This is a genomic window from Fischerella major NIES-592 (assembly GCF_001904645.1).
Taxonomy (GTDB): Bacteria; Cyanobacteriota; Cyanobacteriia; order Cyanobacteriales; family Nostocaceae; genus Fischerella; species Fischerella thermalis.
On the sequence record NZ_MRCA01000005.1, the window covers coordinates 298,020 to 316,990 of the forward strand.

Annotated in this window: 17 protein-coding genes; 3 read left to right on the forward strand and 14 right to left on the reverse strand. The window is 42.2% G+C overall.

Annotation, left to right across the window (positions count from 1 at the left end):
• Positions 1 to 124: 124 nt before the first annotated feature.
• Entirely contained in the window at positions 125 to 958 is an 834-nt protein-coding gene (gene menB, locus NIES592_RS12095; protein ID WP_062246648.1) for a 1,4-dihydroxy-2-naphthoyl-CoA synthase, read from the reverse strand.
• Positions 959 to 1,247: 289 nt separating this feature from the next.
• Here menB and dusA point away from each other — a divergent pair, with 289 nt between their 5' ends.
• Complete coding sequence (gene dusA, locus NIES592_RS12100; RefSeq protein WP_256678122.1) at positions 1,248 to 2,321, forward strand: tRNA dihydrouridine(20/20a) synthase DusA; 1,074 nt, start codon at positions 1,248 to 1,250, stop codon at positions 2,319 to 2,321.
• Here dusA and NIES592_RS12105 read toward each other — a convergent pair.
• Positions 2,273 to 3,055, reverse strand: a complete 783-nt coding sequence (locus NIES592_RS12105) for an RNA polymerase sigma factor SigF (protein WP_073555859.1) — start codon at positions 3,053 to 3,055, stop codon at positions 2,273 to 2,275. The genes dusA and NIES592_RS12105 overlap by 49 nt on opposite strands.
• A 372-nt stretch (positions 3,056 to 3,427) precedes the next feature.
• On the opposite strand from NIES592_RS12105, the gene NIES592_RS12110 reads away from it, so the two are divergent.
• Positions 3,428 to 4,156, forward strand: coding sequence for a Bax inhibitor-1/YccA family protein (locus tag NIES592_RS12110; RefSeq protein ID WP_062246650.1), 729 nt, complete (start codon positions 3,428 to 3,430; stop codon positions 4,154 to 4,156).
• A gap of 178 nt (positions 4,157 to 4,334) precedes the next feature.
• Here NIES592_RS12110 and cysW read toward each other — a convergent pair whose 3' ends face one another.
• The 4 genes from cysW to dhaL all read right to left on the reverse strand — a co-directional run bounded on the left by cysW (position 4,335) and on the right by dhaL (position 8,223).
• Positions 4,335 to 5,207 carry a sulfate ABC transporter permease subunit CysW gene (gene cysW / locus NIES592_RS12115; protein WP_062246651.1) on the reverse strand — a complete coding sequence of 291 codons (873 nt, stop codon included), beginning with the start codon at positions 5,205 to 5,207 and terminating at the stop codon, positions 4,335 to 4,337.
• Positions 5,194 to 6,078: a sulfate ABC transporter permease subunit CysT gene (gene cysT, locus NIES592_RS12120; protein WP_062246652.1), complete on the reverse strand. Its 885-nt coding sequence runs from the start codon at positions 6,076 to 6,078 to the stop codon at positions 5,194 to 5,196. The genes cysW and cysT overlap by 14 nt, the downstream gene beginning before the upstream one ends.
• A 49-nt stretch (positions 6,079 to 6,127) precedes the next feature.
• Entirely contained in the window at positions 6,128 to 7,285 is a 1,158-nt protein-coding gene (locus NIES592_RS12125; RefSeq protein WP_073555860.1) for a sulfate ABC transporter substrate-binding protein, read from the reverse strand.
• 311 nt (positions 7,286 to 7,596) lie between these two features.
• Positions 7,597 to 8,223, reverse strand: a complete 627-nt coding sequence (gene dhaL / locus NIES592_RS12130) for a dihydroxyacetone kinase subunit DhaL (RefSeq protein WP_073555910.1) — start codon at positions 8,221 to 8,223, stop codon at positions 7,597 to 7,599.
• A 113-nt stretch (positions 8,224 to 8,336) separates the two neighbouring features.
• On the opposite strand from dhaL, the gene NIES592_RS12135 reads away from it, so the two are divergent.
• Positions 8,337 to 10,325 (forward strand): glycosyl hydrolase family 28-related protein, encoded by a 1,989-nt coding sequence (locus NIES592_RS12135; RefSeq protein ID WP_073555861.1) that lies wholly within the window; start codon positions 8,337 to 8,339, stop codon positions 10,323 to 10,325.
• 12 nt (positions 10,326 to 10,337) lie between these two features.
• Here the strand turns inward: NIES592_RS12135 and dhaK are convergent, their stop codons facing one another.
• The 8 genes from dhaK to def form a co-directional block, all read right to left on the reverse strand.
• Positions 10,338 to 11,411, reverse strand: a complete 1,074-nt coding sequence (dhaK, locus tag NIES592_RS12140) for a dihydroxyacetone kinase subunit DhaK (protein ID WP_073555862.1) — start codon at positions 11,409 to 11,411, stop codon at positions 10,338 to 10,340.
• Between the two features lie 107 nt (positions 11,412 to 11,518).
• On the reverse strand, positions 11,519 to 11,737 hold the full coding sequence (locus NIES592_RS12145; RefSeq protein WP_073555863.1) for a hypothetical protein: 219 nt from the start codon (positions 11,735 to 11,737) through the stop codon (positions 11,519 to 11,521).
• Positions 11,738 to 11,779: 42 nt separating this feature from the next.
• The gene (locus NIES592_RS12150; RefSeq protein ID WP_073555864.1) at positions 11,780 to 12,364 is read right to left on the reverse strand and encodes an HMA2 domain-containing protein; all 585 of its coding nucleotides are present in this window, start codon (positions 12,362 to 12,364) and stop codon (positions 11,780 to 11,782) included.
• Positions 12,365 to 12,714: 350 nt separating this feature from the next.
• Complete coding sequence (locus tag NIES592_RS12155; protein ID WP_062250548.1) at positions 12,715 to 13,011, reverse strand: DUF5132 domain-containing protein; 297 nt, start codon at positions 13,009 to 13,011, stop codon at positions 12,715 to 12,717.
• Between the two features lie 163 nt (positions 13,012 to 13,174).
• Positions 13,175 to 15,406: a heavy metal translocating P-type ATPase gene (locus NIES592_RS12160; protein WP_073555865.1), complete on the reverse strand. Its 2,232-nt coding sequence runs from the start codon at positions 15,404 to 15,406 to the stop codon at positions 13,175 to 13,177.
• 388 nt (positions 15,407 to 15,794) lie between these two features.
• Complete coding sequence (locus NIES592_RS12165; RefSeq protein WP_073555866.1) at positions 15,795 to 17,084, reverse strand: hypothetical protein; 1,290 nt, start codon at positions 17,082 to 17,084, stop codon at positions 15,795 to 15,797.
• Positions 17,085 to 17,098: 14 nt separating this feature from the next.
• Positions 17,099 to 18,274, reverse strand: coding sequence for an HMA2 domain-containing protein (locus NIES592_RS12170; protein ID WP_062246666.1), 1,176 nt, complete (start codon positions 18,272 to 18,274; stop codon positions 17,099 to 17,101).
• 95 nt (positions 18,275 to 18,369) lie between these two features.
• Positions 18,370 to 18,900: a peptide deformylase gene (gene def / locus NIES592_RS12175; RefSeq protein WP_062246668.1), complete on the reverse strand. Its 531-nt coding sequence runs from the start codon at positions 18,898 to 18,900 to the stop codon at positions 18,370 to 18,372.
• Positions 18,901 to 18,971: the final 71 nt, after the last annotated feature.

Below are 18,971 nucleotides of genomic sequence, written 5' to 3' on the forward strand. Positions count from 1 at the left end.
AGAAGGTTTAACTGATGTGAGTTCAACGAACCTCTCCCTCACTCTCTCCCTCTCCTAAAAGGCGCTACGGTATAGCCAGAAGTCTGAAATAGCTTATGAACCCTGGTTTTACCCCACCTTTCCCTCACGGTAGCCAAGGATATTGCCGGAAATTAGGCGGACGTTTCTCTAAAAACGCCTGTTTTCCCTCAGATCCTTCTTCTGTCATGTAGTAAAGTAAAGTTGCATTACCAGCAAGTTCTTGTAAGCCAGCTTGTCCGTCACAATCAGCATTGAATGCTGCTTTTAAACAACGAATCGCAATGGGACTTTTTTCTAAAACTTCCTTTGCCCACTGGATGCCTTCTGCTTCTAGTTGTTCCACTGGCACAACGCAGTTTACCAAGCCCATTTCCAGCGCCTGTTCGGCATTATATTGACGGCACAGAAACCAAATCTCTCGTGCCTTTTTTTGTCCCACAATCCGCGCTAGATAGCTAGCACCAAAACCACCGTCAAAGCTACCTACTTTCGGACCCGTCTGTCCAAAAATGGCGTTGTCGGCGGCTATAGTCAGGTCACAGATTAAATGTAGGACGTGTCCTCCCCCGATCGCATACCCAGCTACCAGAGCAATTACTACTTTTGGCATTGACCGAATTAGACGTTGCAAATCTAATACATTCAACCGGGGAATCCCACTATCATCTACATAACCTGCCTGTCCGCGTACACTCTGATCCCCGCCAGCACAAAAGGCATATTTACCATCAGTATGCGGACCATAACCAGTCAATAATACAACACCTATAGTAGTATCTTCCCGGGCATCACAAAAGGCATCGTATAGTTCAAAGATAGTTTTGGGACGGAAAGCATTGCGCTTGTGGGGGCGATTGATGGTGATTTTGGCAATGCCATCGGCTTTGTGATAAAGAATGTCTTCGTAGGTTTTGACGCTTTGCCAGTTAATTTGCATTGTATAGGGTGATATATTTTTGTAACCTGAGAATTTTATCGCAAGTTATTTGTCCCTAGCTATTTGAACTATTCTATCGCTTAACTCTAGCCTTTGGATATCCTTGAAAATCCACTCTCAATTTTTCCCCAATACTTGTAAGCCAGGTATCTTGTAAGCTAATGGGGAGGGATTACGGAGATATTTTATGCTGGAGTCCTTTGAGATAAATAACTTTAGGCTATTTCAACACCTTGAACACTGGATGGAAATTATCAAAAAAGCTTATCTCTAAGCTAGACTCGTGATCATGACTTATTTGAATTCAGCTACTTTGCCCCAATCCATGATTCATGGTGCTTATCCTCTTAGTGTTGCACCGATGATGGATCGTACAGATCGTCACTTTCGGTATTTTATGCGGCAAATCACACGTCGCACTTTGCTTTATACCGAGATGGTGACAACTGCCGCGATTTTGCATGGTGACAAAGAACACCTATTAGGCTTTTCCCCAGAAGAAAAGCCCCTTGTTTTGCAGGTTGGAGGCGATAATCCCAAGGAATTAGCTGAATGTAGCCGGATTGCTGAGGATATGGGCTACGATGAAATCAATCTGAATGTCGGTTGTCCGAGTAGTCGTGTTCAAGATGGCAATTTTGGGGCTTGTTTAATGGCACACCCGGAGAAAGTAGCAGACTGTGTAGCTGAGATGATTAATGCTACTCGTATCCCAGTTAGTGTTAAGCACCGCATTGGTATTGACGATCGCGATCGCTACGAAGATATGGAAAATTTTGTTCGCATTGTCTCACAAGCAGGCTGCCAACGTTTTACTGTCCATGCTCGCAAAGCTTGGTTACAGGGGTTAAGCCCGAAAGAAAACCGTGATATTCCACCCCTGCGCTATGGTGATGTGTATCTTCTGAAACAGGAATTTCCCTACCTATTTATCGAAATCAATGGTGGAATTCTTAACATCGAGCAGGTAAAAGAGCATTTACAATCGGTAGATGCGGTGATGATTGGGCGTGCAGCTTACGATCATCCCTATTTATTTGCCACAGCAGATAGTGAAATCTACGGCGAGGCGATGCAACCTCTGTCTCGCCATGAAGTTGCTGAAGCGATGTTTGCTTATATTGATTACTGGGTAGCAAAAGGTCTGAAACTCAACAAAATTACCCGCCACATGTTGCAATTGTTTGCTGGACAACCGGGTAGTCGAGTTTGGAAGCGTCATCTGACGGAAAATTCCTGCTATCTGGGAGCAGGTTCTGCTGTGGTACAAGAGGCGTTAGCACAAGTTCCCAACTCACCCTGGGAAATGTGCTTTCAGCCTGTTGATAACGCTTGTGTTTGCAGCATCGACATCAAATCCTGAATTCCCTTTTGCAGATACCGTGTGACTGTCATTGGACTAGTGCCAATTTTCTTAGCGGCATCTTTGCGAGAAAGTTCCTTCAAGAATACTAGTTCTACTGCCATGCGAGGCTTTTCTTCTAACATGCTAATTGCCCCTTGCAGTTGTTGCCGTTCTTCGTTTTGTAGCTGTTGAGTGCCAGAACGAGGACAGGGAAGCGCCTCTCCCAAGGTGATTTGACAATCAATGTAGTTAACTACCGTGGCGTCTAAACTTAAAGGCATACGATTTTGAGCAGCTAATTTGGTTTCTTGCCACTCTTGCACAGATACCTTGAGTTGTTTAGCAATTTCTATATCCTTAGGAGGACGACCTAAAATTTCCGCCAATTCCTTACGAACTTTTTGCCCCTCATTGTAGAGTTCTTGCCAACGACGGGGAATTTTTAATAGAGTACTGCGATCGCGCAAAAAGTGCAGCATCTCACCCCGAATATATGGGACAGCAAAGGAACTAAAAGCATATCCTTGGCTGGGATCAAAACGCTCAATTGCTCTGATTAAACCAAAGTAACCGATTTGCTCTAAGTCTTCATAAGGCTCATTACATTGATGGCTAAACTTATGAGCCATTTTCCGTACTAAGCCAGTATTTAATTTAACAAGCTGATTACGAAGTTCAATAGAAGGATTCTGATGGTATAACTGCAATAACTCCATACCATCAGACCGCATAGAGGACTGACTTGTTTCCATAGAAATTCCTTTTTGGTAACTCCTATTCCCTAAAAAACGGAGTTGCGTAAACTTCACTTAAGCTGTAATTATTTTCCTTAGGAACGGTTGGAGAAACCATTCGTTGTTTCACTGAACTTATGTAGACTCTCAGTCCGTAGGTCAGTATTTACACGCATAATTTTTGTACCCATATCCGTTCGATACAGAGATGTTTTTGTTCACGGCAAGTTTTAACGAGCATGTAACCCTTGTGCAGTGCGAGGTCATCAAAGACCTTGAGCAATATGCCCAGCGCTTGCAAACACAATGTCTACGGATTCATTTCTCTAATTATGAGCTAAAAATCTAAGTAAGAATGGAATTAGTCAGTAAAATTCTCAAATGTAAAATATGAGCAATACTAGCAACTTCCGTGACGCCATCCGTGAGGCCAGAACTCAAGCCCTAGTCGGACCAAATGTCATAGCCAATGCTCTGCCTTATCTCGGAGGCGGTCTCATCTTAACAGCATTGGGAACCTATGGCGGTTTAGGAGTTATCCGTGCTAACCCCGGATTGTTCTTTCCCACTTTCATCGGTGCAGTGATTGTGGAATTAATTTTGTTCTTTGTCGCCCAGAATGTTGCTGAAAAGGGCAAAAATAGCGTTGCACTGCCTCTATTAGCCGCCTATAGCCTTTTATCTGGTTATACTCTCAGTGGCTTGGTATTTGTGGCGCTCAGAACTGAGGGTGTAGGTATTCAAGGAATAGGTTTAGCAGCCCTTGGTTGTGGAATCACCTTTATCGCCGCTCGTCAGATAGGTTCAAATCTTTCTGACACTGACGGTATGGCTCTGACAAAAACCATCAATCTGGGTATTATCGCCCTAGTCGTAGTTGTCGGCTTGCAATTTGTCTTTGCTTTGTTTGGTGTCTATACTCCAGGCTGGTTAGAAATAGGTATTTCTGCTTTGGGTGTATTCCTATTTGCTGGAGCGTCTGTAGTCGATTTTTACATTCTGCCACGTACCTACCGCAATGACCAATACCTACCTGCGGCTTTGTCGATGTACTTAACTTACATCAACCTTTTCATCTTCATTTTGAGGCTGTTGATCGCCCTAAATGGTCGTGACTAAGTATATCTAGCAGAAAAACCAATGTTTTAAACTTTATGCCGTGGTTATCTTTCTGATAACTACGGTTTTTTGTGGCTTATATGTCTTAGTTATTAGTCACATTGGTTATTTGTTGGTAGTTGATCGGTGATTGTAATTTCCAACAACTAACAACAAACAACATCAAAATGACTAATGACTAATGAGTCTTTGTTGATTTGATACCTGTTTTCCGTTCTAAAATCCCCTTCAAAACCAAAGTTACGACTGCAAGCAGCGCTAAGATCACAGCAGCTGAATAGGCTGCTTCTGTTTCATATTGTTTGTAAGCATCCTCTACAAATAGAGGTAAGCTTTGAGTTTTACCAGCGATGTTTCCAGAGACTACGGAAACAGCACCGAATTCACCCATTGCTCTAGCATTGGTCAAAATTAAGCCGTAAAGCAAACCCCAACGGATATTCGGTAATGTCACACGCCAAAATGTTTGCCAGCTGTTTGCACCCAAAGTTTGTGCTGCTTCTTCTTGATCGCTTCCTAACTCTTCTAACACGGGAATGACTTCACGGGCAACAAAGGGCATACTCACAAAAGCTGTAGCCAGTAACATCCCAGGGAAAGCAAAAATAATTTTGATACCATGCTCTTGCAACCAGTCCCCAAACCAGCCATTTCGTCCATAAACTAGCACGATCATTAAACCAGCAACGACAGGCGAAATTGAAAAGGGTAGGTCTATGATACTCAAAATTAAAGTGCGACCAGGAAATTTGTGACGAGCGATCGCCCAAGCTGCACATAAACCAAATATAGTATTTACTGGTACAGCAATTAAAGCTAGTAGTACTGTCAGCTTGGCTGCACTCAGAAAATCCTCTCGGGTTAGGTTAGAAACAAACGGCCCGACTCCATTTTTGAATGCTTGGTAAAAAACATTGATAGCAGGGATATACAGCATCAACGCTAAATACCCCAACGCGACCCCAATTAATATTACAGGAACAAAACTTCTTGTTTTGGTTGGTTTTTGTTTGTGGGGTTGTGGAAAAGAGGCTTCTTCATTTAGTGTCATATCTTCTTGCCCAACTTTGTAAGAAATTAATTGCTAGCAATATCAGCAAAGAAATCACTAGTAGCACCATGCCAATTACCGTTGCACCAGAATAGTCATACTGCTCTAGACGTTGGAAAATCAGTACAGGTGCAATCAAATCTTTGAAGGGAGTGTTGGAAGATATAATTACCGTCGAACCGTATTCGCCAACAGCACGGGAGAAACCCAAAGCTACACCTGTCAAAATTGTGGGAAATAACGGCGGTAAAATCACTTTCCAGAAAGTTTGCCATTGAGACGCACCTAAAGACCAAGCAGCTTCTTCGATTTCTTTTTCCATTTCCTGAAGCACAGGTTGTACAGTCCGTACTACAAAAGGCAGCGAGATAAAAATCATCGCCACAGCTACACCCAAGCTAGTAAAGGAAATCTTGATACCGAAGGGAGCGAACAGCGAACCAATCCAGCCATTATCGCTGTAAACAGTGGCTAGAGTTAAACCTGCTACTGCTGTTGGCAAGGCAAAGGGTAAATCTACGGTTGCGTCAATAAATCTTTTGCCTGGAAAATCATAACGCACTAAGACCCAAGCAATCAAAGTACCAAAAACACCATTCAGTAAGGCTGTTACCAATGCTGTTACAAAAGTTACACTATATGCTGATAAAGCGATCGGACTAGTAGCAATTTGCCAAAACTCCGCCGGAGATTTAGTCGCCGCTTTCAGAAACATGGCAGTGATTGGGATGATCAACATCACTGTTAGATATCCCAATGTAATTCGCCATGTCCAAGGAAGATGGAAGAATTGATCCAAAAACTTCTTCCATTCTGGAGTCTTGTTTCTAGCTTTTTGCTGAGGTGGTGATGAAGGAGAGGATACGGTCATGGGGATAGAAGGGAGACAAGGAGAATAACTAATGACCAATGACTATTGACTAACGTCTGATTTTGGCTTGGATTTGGTCAAAAACTGCTCCATCTTCAAAAAATTTGGTTTGCACTTCCGCCCATCCGCCATAGTCTTGAACATTTCCTAAATTATTGACCTTCGTGTATTTATCAGCAAGCGCTTTAAGTTCTTTATTTTGGGCTACTGCTTCATCTAAAGGTCGAAATCCCAGTTTGGCGAACTCTTGCTGTGCTTCTGGAGTGAAGAGGTATTGAACAAAAGCTTCTGCTACTTCACGAGTACCGTGTTTATCAACGTTCTTATCTACTATTGCTATTGGGTTGTCGATGGAAATATTCACATCTGGAACAACATAATCAACTTTCTCGCCCTTCTGTTGTGCCAAAATTGCTTCATTTTCGTAGTTAATCAAAACGTCTCCTTGACCCTGCTTAGCAAAAGCATCAGTAGCTTCACGAGCATCTTTTGTTAATATTGGTACATTACTATAAACTTTGGTCACATAGTCGAGGGCTTTGTCTTCTCCTCCCCCTGTTTTCATGACTGAGTTCCACAGTGCAAGAAAGTTCCAACGAGCAACACCTGAGGTTTTAGGGTCAGCGGTGATAACTTTAAGATCGCCTTTTTCCAAATCTGCCCAAGTTTTGATATTCTTTGGGTTTCCTGGACGAGTGATGAGGGCTGCAACTGACCTAGAGACAACAGCATTATTGGGGAGTTCTTTTTCCCATCCAGGTTCAATCAGTCCAGCCTTCTCAATTTTTTGAGTGTCTAAAGCCAGCGCCAAGTGAACTATATCTGCTTCTAAACCATCGATGACTGCACGAGTTTGTGAACCAGATCCCCCATAACTGCGATTGAAGGAAACATTCTGGTTATGCTCTTGTTTCCACTTTTCAACAAACTTAGGAACAATAGTATCGTAAGCAGCTCTGGTAACTGCAAAGGAAACGAGGGTTATTTCGACATCCTGTTTATTGTTCCCTGCTGCCACAGGATTTGCTGTAGGATTATCAGCAGTACCATTGCCATTGCCGCCAGAGCAGGAGGCGATCGCTACACTCAAGCTTACTCCAACTAAAGCAAGTGATAGAAAGCCTTTGATTGAGTTAACTCTTACCCTACCAGTGATTTTGAATAAGCTTTGTCTTGATTTTGTAATCACACGCTGCCACGAACTCATTTTATTTACCCCATTTGCTTAAAAACTACTCTTACTCGGTCGGTTTATAGGATTTAATGATTATTTGTGAGCTATATTACATGGGTGCTGCTTAAAAATCAAGAGAAAATCTACGCTTCATTGGTAGGGAAAGTGAGTATTACCTGATAGTTCAGCCTGCTAGCATAGGAAAGAGAGAACAGGGATTGGGGATTGGAAAAGAGGTTTTCAAGTGCTGACTTGAAAGTCGGGAACTCTTAACGGGGAACGGGAAAAATTCCACTTTCATTGTTAGTGGTAAATTTTTTCATCGAGACTGCCCTCTGCCTTCTTCAAGAAATCACATCTAACAAACTCTGCAACATTAAATAAACAGAAGTCGCCCCTGGATCTTGATGTCCTACACTCCGTTCTCCTAAATAACTGGCACGGCCTTTTTTAGCCTGCATTGGCGTTGTATCTTGCATCCCCTTCTCTGCTGCTGCTACAGCTTTTTGCATTGCTGATAATATATTTTCACCTGCTGCCACAGCTTGCCCAAAAACTGTCACTGCTGGCGATAAAGCATCCACCATCGTTTTATCGCCTAGTTGCGCTTTTCCCCGCCCAACGACGCCATCTAACCCTGCTTGTAGCATCGCCAGCATATCTTGGTCACTTAATTCTTGTTTGTCAGCTACTACCGTACTTGCTCGTAAAAATAATGTGCCATAAAGCGGGCCACTTGCACCGCCAACTGTGGAAATTAGCGTCATGCTCACCATCTTTAAAATACTAGCGATGTCTTTATCTGTAACAGTTGGCAACTGAGTAACTACCTTTTTAAAGCCACGTTCCATATTTATACCGTGGTCAGCATCACCTATGGCTGCATCTAATTCTGTTAAATAGTCTTTGTTATCTTCGACTACAATTGCAAAGCTTTGCAACCACTGTAAAATTTGCTCTTTTGTTACCATCTCCATACCTCCTGCTGAACGCAGATATCAAAGAAAAATATCCGAGTTTTTACGGTTTCGGCAATGAACAAATGTAAAAGGGAATAGTAAAGTATCTAAGAGAACATCAGCTTGTGTTTTTTGCCAAAGCCTCTATCTACAAACAAATTCCCTGCTTGGTTTTTGTGGCTCTTGTCACTTCTACTTGTGCTGACTATACCAAAAATACTGATATTCAAATTGCCCAAGCTACCCCAGGCGTGGCAGAAAATATTGTATTTCCCAAAAACGTAGGGGTGATAGATGTTACAGCACCAGAATATGGGGCTATACCGAACGATGGCAAGGATGATACAGAAGCTATTCAAAAAGCACTCAGTCGATTTCCCGGTCAAGGAAGAATTATTTACTTACCTAACGGTGTGTATGATATTTCTAATAGTCTACATTGGCCGTCTGGAGAACGTAACCGCTCCAACTATAAATATACTACGCTACAAGGTCAAAGCCGCGATCGCGTGATTATTCGCCTTCAAGATCAATCTCCTTTATTCCAGGACTCTAGCAAACCTCGGCCAGTTATTTCCACAGGATTTGATCCAGATTTAGATCCTAACTCAGAAGATTTTAAAGCAAGTTTGGTAGCTCAACGTTTTGCTAATTCTGTGAGAAACCTCACGATTAAAGTTGGAAAAAATAACCCAGGTGCAGAAGGATTGAATTTTGTTGCTAATAATCAAGGAGCTGTCAGAAGTGTCAAGATTATCTCTGAAGACAAAAAGGGAACTACTGGTTTAGCTCTAACTCATGGTGAATTAGGTCCTCTTTTGATTGAGGATGTAGAAATTGTTGGTTTTGATTATGGTGTCCGTACCAACAATGGTATTAATGGCATTACCATACAGAATCTTACAGTCCGCGAACAAAATTTTGCAGGTATTTTGAACAATGGACAAGCAATGAGTTTAGAAGGTTTCAATAGTATAAATTCTGTATCAGCAATTATCAATGGTTTTGATCCAAAGAAACGTCTTCATCTGGGTGGCACTTTAACTCTAGTAAATGCTAAATTAATTGGTCGCGATGGCGCTCAAAAACTACCAGCTATTTCTTCAGTTGGTTTTATTTATGCCAGAAATGTAACCTCTTCTGGCTATAAAAATATTCTTTTAAATAAGACTGCAAACAAAATAGTTAAAGGTTCGAGCTTGGATGAGTATACATCGCATCCAAGCACTTCGCAGCTTGCTTCACCATCCAAGTCACTGCAACTTCCCATTAAACAATTTCCCAAGTTGAAATGGGATAATCCCCAAAAGTGGGTGAGTGTTGAAAAATTTGGTGCCATTGGCGACGATGATAAAGATGATACGGCTGCTTTTCAAGCGGCAATTGATTCTGGTGCAACAACTGTAGTAGTACCAGGTGGAAAAGGAACGTTTATAATTGATGGTTCTCTACGACTACGAGGCAAACTAGAAAGATTTATTAGTACAGGAGCAGCCCTGAAGGGCAAAGGAGAAATAATTGCAGATAAAGGTAGCAAATCAACTCTTATAATTGAAAACTTTATTGTGAGATATGGCTCTAAGTTGATGTGGAAAAATGTTGCGAATCGAACAGTTGTTTACCGTAGTATTCTTCAACTTAACCTAGAAAGTAATGGTACTGGAGATTTATTTATTGATGATGCTACGATGCAAAAACTGAGATTTCTCAACCCCGCTCAAAATATTTGGGCGCGTCAGCTAAATCCTGAAGGAGATTCAGAAACTAATGTGGTTAATAATGGCGCCAAGCTGTGGATTCTCGGCTTGAAAACAGAAAAAGGTAAAATAAAAATTGATACTACCAACAAAGGCTTCACTGAAGTTTTAGGCGGTCTGATTTACGCTGCTGGTAGGCAAGATCCAAAAGAGCCTCTCTTCCGCATTGTCAATGCTTCTGCTGCTTTCATTGGTGTTGCTGATACTTATTTTGATCAGGATACCTACCAAATATGGGTGGAAGAAACACGTGGTAGCAAGACGCAAAAGCTGACAAGAGACAAGGTTCTGGATAGGATGGCTGGTAATGGCCGGGTTTTGCTGTTATATACGGGTTTTGAAAAGTTACCACGTTAATAAAAACTTACATTAAATCCCCCAGCGTAAGCTTGGAGTTTTCACAGGTGCGTCCCATAGACGAATCATCTCCTCATCTAACTTGAGTAGAGTGATTGAGCAGCCTTGCATTTCCAGGGAAGTAACATAAGCACCTACTAAATTTCGTACAATTTGCAGTCCCTGCTTTTGACAAATTTCTGCAAGTTTGCGGTAGATGATATACAATTCAGATAGCGGAGTGCCACCCATACTATTAACAAAAGCTAATAAGCGATCGCCTTTGGCAAAATTTGCATCTATCAGTTCCATTTCTTGCCATTCGCCCGTTTTTTCGTTCCACTCTCGCAGTGTCCGAGTATAGGATGCATCCTCAATAATTGAAAGCGCTAACATCTCAGCTATCTCATCTGCTGATTTTATACTCATGCGCTCTCTACCTGGTTCACCGTGAATCCCGATACCCACTTCTATTTCTTGGTTTCTAAGTGCAAATGTCGGTGTACCTTTAGCTGGTACTGTACAAGAAGTCAGTGCCATACCCATACTCCGTCCATTCAAGTTGACGCGTCTGCACAAAGCAGCTAGTTGTTGTAAATTATATCCCTGCTGGGCTGCTGCACCACAGATTTTTTCTGCTAGGACTGTAGTTCCCACACCTCTACGTCCCTGGGTATAAAGACTATCTTTGACTGCAACATCATCATCAATTACTATATTTAGTACCCGGATACCTTCACTCCTAGCTAACTCCGTTGCCATTTCAAAATTCATCACATCCCCGGAGTAATTTTTGACAATGTATAAAATTCCCGCTTCACCATCTACAGCCTTTGCTGCTGCCAGCATTTGATCAGGGGTAGGCGAAGTAAAAACCTCTCCAGGGCAAGCAGCATCCAGCATTCCCATGCCCACAAAACCAGCGTGCATCGGCTCGTGACCACTGCCACCCCCAGAAACAATTGCTACTTTGCCTTTTACGGGTGCATCAGTTCGATAGACAAAATTAGGATCAAAATTAACTTTGATGAGATCCGAGTGAGCGATCGCCATACCTTCTAGACTTTCGCGCACAAAATCATGGGGATTGTTGATTAGTTTTTTCATCTTTTGCTCGCAGGAAATTTTTGGACAAATATTTAAATCAAAATAATTGTCTTTATAATCACTTTAATATTCCTACTGCGATCGCAACTACTAGCTAATATCCCAAATTACCAATTACCCATTACCGACCTCAATGGATAATATAAGTTACGTCTAATGTGAATTAACAAAGGCGCTAATAGATCATGGGAAATACTCAACAAACCAATGACCACCCAACCACCCATAAAAGATCCATCTGTGTTATCTGTGTTTATCGGTGTGTATCGGTGGTCGATTTCTAAAAAAACGTTTTTTACCAGGCGCAAGGAATATTGCGTCTCCATATTCAATTCACATCAGGCGTCAGTTTTCAAGCGGACATGATATTATTCTTCAGTCGTAGATTTTGTTTGGCTTGTATTACCATGCAACTTAATGAAACTATCAAATGCATACCATGCCAACACATACCAGGGAATGGTTTCTAATTGCAAACCTTTGGTGAGTAATTGTCGAATAGAAAGGCTAGCAAGTCCTATAGGCATAATAATTCGCAAGTCAATTAAACCGTTGGTTATATCGTGGACTCGCTGGTTCAAATCAACAATGGAATTTGATACTCCTGCTGCTGCTTCAGTTTTTCCAGCTGTAATATCAGCAAAAATAATGCCTAAATCATATAGTGCAGCAAGAACGTTTTGAAAACTTTCATCGTCAGCATTGTGCTGGATAGTAATACTCCCTTGATGAATATTCGTCCGCACATCATTAATACTAGGATTTGCCTCCAAGGTTTTGGCGAGACGTTGCATTTCTTCTTTCTGACGGTGGGAATGAGCAACCCGTAAACGTAACCGCCCTGGAGTGTTACTCACAATTTTTGTCAGTATAGGTTTAGGGCGCGTTTTAATGATTTTTTCCGACATTGGTCTTGGCATATCGATAAGACTGCCATTACTATTTTTCCACACGTAACCACTTTCCTTGAGAAATTACAAATTTTATTCAACTAAGTAAGTCGGCACAAATAAAGCTAACTAGTTGGGATCTTCATTTGTCATTGGCAAGGGTTTGTATCGCGTTATGTTTATCCCCACCGACTTACTTAATACAGCATTTCATTTATTCTTAGCGAATTCTATGCAGAAAGACTCTGCGTACCTCTGCGCTTACTTTGCGTTCCTCTGCGTTCAATATCACTACGATTTTACATAAAGCTGTACTTAGTATGAATCCAAAATCTAAAATCCAAATGTGCTAAAGGGCTAAGGTGAAAAAGTTTCCTTTTTCCTTGCCCTTTAACCTTTACACAACAATCGTGTTATGCACCATTGTCAGATATATTATCAGCAGCTTCAACGGCTGGCAGTTGCTTAGATTCAGCGAGTTCTGCTCTGGCTTCAGCTACCATGTCTTCCCAGGTTTCACCCAATTCCGCAAAAGCTCCTTTGCTCTTTTCGTAAAGAACCAGTCCGCCTTTGATCAAGGACTTAGCAATTGGTTTACCAACTCCAGCTACTACTGGAATTACAACTGGTGCTAGGATAACTGCACCAATACCTGCAATAATTCCAGGTGCGCCAGCATCTTCTACAAAGTCAATTATTTTCGGTGCCATTGTCATTAACCTCACGACGATTGAACTTTATATTAAAACCTCTAATTTTAATTCAGTTGAGATGGATATCTCATCCAGCTGATGATAGAGATTTTGAAGTTAGTTGGTTGTTGGTAGTTGATTGTTGGTTGTCCCAAAACAAACAACAAGTAACCAGCAAGCACTAACTATTTTTTGGCTTGAGAAGTGGACGTAAACCGTTGACTCCCGCAACGACTGTGGAGCCATTGTTAACTACTGTTGCCGCTAAAGGATTCAGACCAAAGAAAACAGCTACCATCAAAGCAGCTAAGTTAGGAATGGCAATAATGCCCGTATTTTGCTGAATTAATTGCTTGGTTTGGCGAGCGATCGCGATCGCTTCTAGTAAGCCATGCAAGTTATTGTGCATCAGTACCACGTCTGCTGTTTCACGAGCGATATCGGAACCGTTGGCGAAGGAAACGGAAACATCAGCATAGGCTAAGGCAGGTGAATCATTGATGCCATCACCAACAAATGCAACTGTTTTGTTTTGTTCGTGTAATTCACGGACAACTGTTGCTTTTTGCTCAGGAAAAGCTTCGGCGTGGGTATTGATTGGGGCAATGCCAAGCTGAGCGGCTACAGCACTAGCAGTCTGCTTATTGTCTCCGGTTAGCATGTGTACTTCCACATTTTCGACCGTTAACAGTCTGCTAATAACTTCGCGGCTTTCGGGACGCAAAAGATCACTATATTCTATTATACCTAAAAGTTGATCGTTACTGCCAACATAAATTGCCGAAGCAGGTTTTTGGCGTCCCTCCAAGCCGGACATATCTACTTCTTGCAGACGCAGGAACCGTTCACTACCCACAAAAACTGTCTCGCCATCAATCTCTGCTTTTACACCCAAGCCCAATTGATAGTCCCACTTGCTACGTGGCAGCATTTCAACTTTGTGAGCTTCGGCGTAGCGCATGACTGCTTCTGCAACTGGATGAGTTAGGCGTTGTTCCGCAGTTGCTGCAAGTTGCAGTACCCGCAGAGAAGAAACGGCAGGATTAAGACTTTCTACGCCAACAACAGCAGCTTCACCTTGAGTCAAAGTACCAGTTTTATCAAAAACAATGGTATCTACTTGTGCGAGCTGCTCTAATGCCCTACCACTGCGGATGAGAACACCGCACTGGGCTGCATGGGTGAGGGCTGCTAAAACTGTAGTTGGTACTGATACACGAATTCCCGTAGCAAAGTCTAAGGTGAGGACGCTGGCTGCTCGTGCTGGGTTACGAGTCAGGGCAAATACTGCTGCTCCTAGTAGCAAAGTTGGCAGGACTGTTTTTTGCGCTACTGTCGCTGCATAGTTTTCCATCCGGGTATCGTGAACAGGAGCTTGCTCCATTAATTGCAAGCTCTTACCCGCAAGAGTATCGTGACCGACTTTTTCAGTCAATACATACATGCGTCCTTCCCTGACCAAGGTAGAAGCAAAAACGTTTTGTCCCTTGGTTTTTAATACAGGTACAGACTCACCAGTCAGTTTCTGTTCATCCAGCAGGGCTTTCCCTCGCAATATCTTACCGTCAACGGGGACTTGTTCTCCTGGATAGACAATGACGATATCACCACGCTGCACTTCGTGAATGGGAATTTGTTGCTTTTGACCATCTCGTTCTACCCAGGCGAATTGTCCCAGGGAACTGAGTAGATCTAAAGTTTGCTGTGCGGAACAACGAGCAGTGCGATCGCGAATTTTTTCACCAATATCAATTAAACTCAGCATCAATGCTGGGGCGAGAAATCTACCTTGAATCGTGGTAATGGCGATCGCGATCAAATCCAAAAAGTCTATATTCAGTTTTCGTTCTACCGTAATTCCTTTCCAGGCGCGTTGGAGAACAGGCAAGGTAGCAAGAGAAATGGTTCCTACCATGAAAATTGGTGGAATGGGTAATCCCAAGGGGCCACCCAGCACGGCTAAAGCAGTAGCAGCTCCAGAAAGTTGTAATCCTGGCCAAGATGTTTCCGTTGCTTTTGTTGTTTTGTGCTTTGTCGGTTTCAAAACTACAACTTCTGCTGCGGATTGAAATACATGCCCCAGATGATGGCGTAGCTTAAATTCTGAGACTGTTTTGGGATTATAAGTAACAGCAACCGATGCAGCAGCCGGCTTGAGTCGAAAAGATGTAACTAGCGCATCTGCTTCTAGCAGAACTTGGAGGCGCTGTGCGTAGTCAGGATTGTGACGCAAGCGAGGTACTCGTAATCTGATTCTTCCCGGAATTGCATGGATAACACTGTAATCTACTTTGGGAAGATGCGTGCGTGAATGTCCCTTGTGTTCTATAAAATGGGCTTTCCCATTCTTTTGGGTCAAATTCACTTGGGATTGACCTGCGGAGGATGGTAGACCCACCTTAACTTGTACCATTGCTTCTCTCTCATACGAAAATATTGGTGAACATTGGTGACGAGAAGACAGTTTGTAGTGAGTGCTGTCTTCACTCTTTGAGGACTAAAGTCCTCACTACAAAAAATAATCTTCAAGTCTTTAAATTTAAGAGTGGATGTCTTGCAAAAATCAGAATAATTCCTGAATTACGTAGACGCGTAGCCGCTTCCGTAATGTACACTCATGGCACACAGATGCACACAGATGGATATGGATTTTATCGGTGTTTATCGGTGTTTATCGGTGTTCGTTTTTTGAAAATAGACTTTTGCAAAAGGTCTAGTAGTCAATCAAGAGTGCATATTCGCTTGGGTTTAAGTCTCCCACTATACGCCTGTTCACTGATTTAGTAGATTGGTTAGAAAATTTAGGCAACTGCCACATCACTGGCAGATTGCAGCAGATTTGCTAAATGTGAGATTGCAGTTTCCAAAACACTGCTATCACAGTCTTTACTATTAGCTTTCACCGCAGATTTGTATGTGATGACAACTGATGCTGCGGCACAGTTAATTCGTTCACCGATGACCGTTGGATCTGCTTTTAATAAAGCCTCTAAACGTTGCACATATTTCGGATCTTTTGCGATCCGAGGCACATGAAACCGAATTCTTCCCGGAATGACGTGAGCAATACTATAAGCGACTTTGGCTGATGGCTTTGCTTGTTGTTCAGTTTTCTGGGGAAGTACGGTAGATTTAGGGCGAGACGAAGATACTGGCAGGACTTTTGCTTGTGCAGATAAACAGGAACTTTGGTTTTCACTGTTTTGTATTTCGGAGCATTTCTGCTTGTTTTTACCTTCTTGAGGCAACTTTCTACTTAGTAGAAATTTATGTTCTGTGATGGTTGCAACTGGGATTTTCTTAACAGCAGTGACGTTAAAATGTCTACTAACTAGAGTCGGAGAGGGTGCAGGGAGAACTGACGATTTCTCCTCGTCTTGTTGTTGTCTGTTTTCTATCTGACTGACTGTTGGGTATGAATTTGTTGGTTGTGTTGTTGCTGACTCTGTTATACCAGATTGAATCAGATTTGCTAGATGCGATCGCATCTCGTAATCTGACATGACTCCAGATTTATAAATTACCACAATAGACCCGGCAGTGATATTTATTTGCACCTTCTTAACTAATGCCTCTGCTTTCAACAACTTTACAAGACGCTCTTGATATTTTTCATCTGTGGAAATGCGAGGAATGCAAAACCCGACTTGTCCTGGCATTGCATAGGTAATGCTATAAGTTTCTTTTGCCATTCCAAGTTCAGTTTGTTTTTGAGTTTTAGAATGGGAATTTACTGGTTGGATCGTTGCTGGCTCTTTGACTCCAGACTGAATCAAATCAATTAGATGCGATCGCATCTGGTAATCTGACATCTCTCCAGACTTATAAGTTACTACTACAGAAGCGGCGGTACTATTGACTTGCACATTTGTGACCAAAGCTTCTGCTTTTAGCAACTTTACAAGATGTTCCAGGTAGCGTTGATCTCTGGAAATACGGGGTACGCAAAACCCGACTTGTTCTGGCATTGCATAGGTGATGCTGTAAACTTCCCGGGGCGATCGCTCTTGTGTGCGATCAGTTTGTTGCGTAATTCTTCCCTGGGTTTTTTTTTCTGGGATAGATGCCAATCCTAACTTTGATCCAACCATTGCTTTCCTCCTCCTCAGTCCGGGGCTGCATTAATAGGAAAGTTCGCCATAAAGGCGAGAGCATAAGACAAAGCTGGAGCTTTGAATGTAGCCCATAAACCAGTTTCCTCTGGTGTAGGTTCCACTGTTGCTGTTCGGAATTCTTCTGATTTGCTCGACTCCCTAACTGGCTTGGCAATTGGCTGCGTATGAGCGTCTTTTTCTGTGACTCGCGGTGCAGTCTGCTGTGCTCGCTGCATTAAACCAATCCAGTGATTTGCTGCAATATTGCTTGGTTGATATGCGATCGCCACTGATGCAGCATCACAATTAATACGCACGCTTGTAACTTGGGGATCTGCTTTGAGCAATCTTTCCAAGCGTTTTGCATAGTCTTGATCTTGAGCTAATTTTGGTACACTCAGCCGGATACGTCCCGGAATTGCATGGACAATCTTGCAAGTAATCTTTGCATTGTCCACAATGCCTTTTGAGAATAACTCTTGCTTTCCAGCTGCTATTTGCTCCACTTTTGCTAGAGAGGATTGCGATTTCACTTGATGTTTTTTTGTTGATTGTGTTGCAGAAGCTGTATTCAATTTTTTATTCTTTTTAGTTCCGAATAATTGAGGTTCTATATAGTCAATCACACGCCGGGTAGCATCTGCTGTAATCATGTATACCGGAATTGCTGCCAACCCATTGATTCCCAGTGCCCCTGTCACTCCCAGTCCTGCAAATAAAGGAATAAAGGAAAGTCCTTGCTCTTGCCAAAATTCTGCTGATTTCCAAGCAGCGAAGGGATCGGTATTAGTTTGTGAATCATAAGCAGCTTGATATTGCTGAATACCAAACTCTTGAAGTCTTGCTAACATCTGTGGCAGAGGTAGCCTACCTTCATCAAATTTAACCACTAAACTGCTAGTTTTGTGATTAGTGCTGACTTCTGTTACACCATCATGCTGCCGTAATTGCTGGGATAAACTTTCTAGGATCGAGTTATAACTGACGTCAGTGGCACGAATTCGTACGCGGCCTTGACTAACATGAATAATTTTTAGACCACCCAGCCCTAATTGTGCCATTGACCGTGTAGATACTTCACCCTTGTGATTATTAACTTCATCGCTTTGCTTTCGAGCAAAGATTAAGCCAGAAGATTGTTGCAGCGGTTGACTTAACCCCTTGCGACTACTAATAGTATTTGTCATTTACCCAATAGCTACCTCAAAGCCAAAAGGTTAACATCAGATTAACTCTAACTCAAATTTCCACCCCTTGTATAGTTCTTTAGAGTTATTTATTGTCAAATATTGTGAACAATTAGTTTTTGATACTCGTGATCAGTGACAATATCTAAATTGCTTTCCAAGCGGTCTAAAAAGACTATACCATCAAAATGATCGTATTCGTGTTGAAAGATCCGAGCGACAAAATTAGTTAACAATTGCCTTTGTATCTTGCCATTTCTGTCGGTATATTCTACTTCTATTGCCTCATACCTTGGTACTAAACCCCTAATACCAGGAATACTCAAGCAACCTTCCCAATCTTTGATCATTGTACTCGAATGAGCTATGATGCGGGGATTAATCATAGCTGTCGGTTCCATATGTGGAGCATGGGGATACCTGGGATTAGGACGTGACGCTACAATCATCACACGGTATAATTGGGCAACTTGAGGGGCTGCAATGCCTACACCATTCGCCTCACTAACTGTAGCCATTAAATCGTCAATCAGTTTCTGAATTGTTTCATCTTGGATATCTTCAACTTCAGTTGCTTTTTGACGAAGTATAGAATTACCTAATTGAATTATTGGGAGTAGTGCCATTTTGGATTTTGGATTGGGATATCTTATGTGGGTATAGGTTTTTTAAATCTATCTGTCACAACCATGTTTAA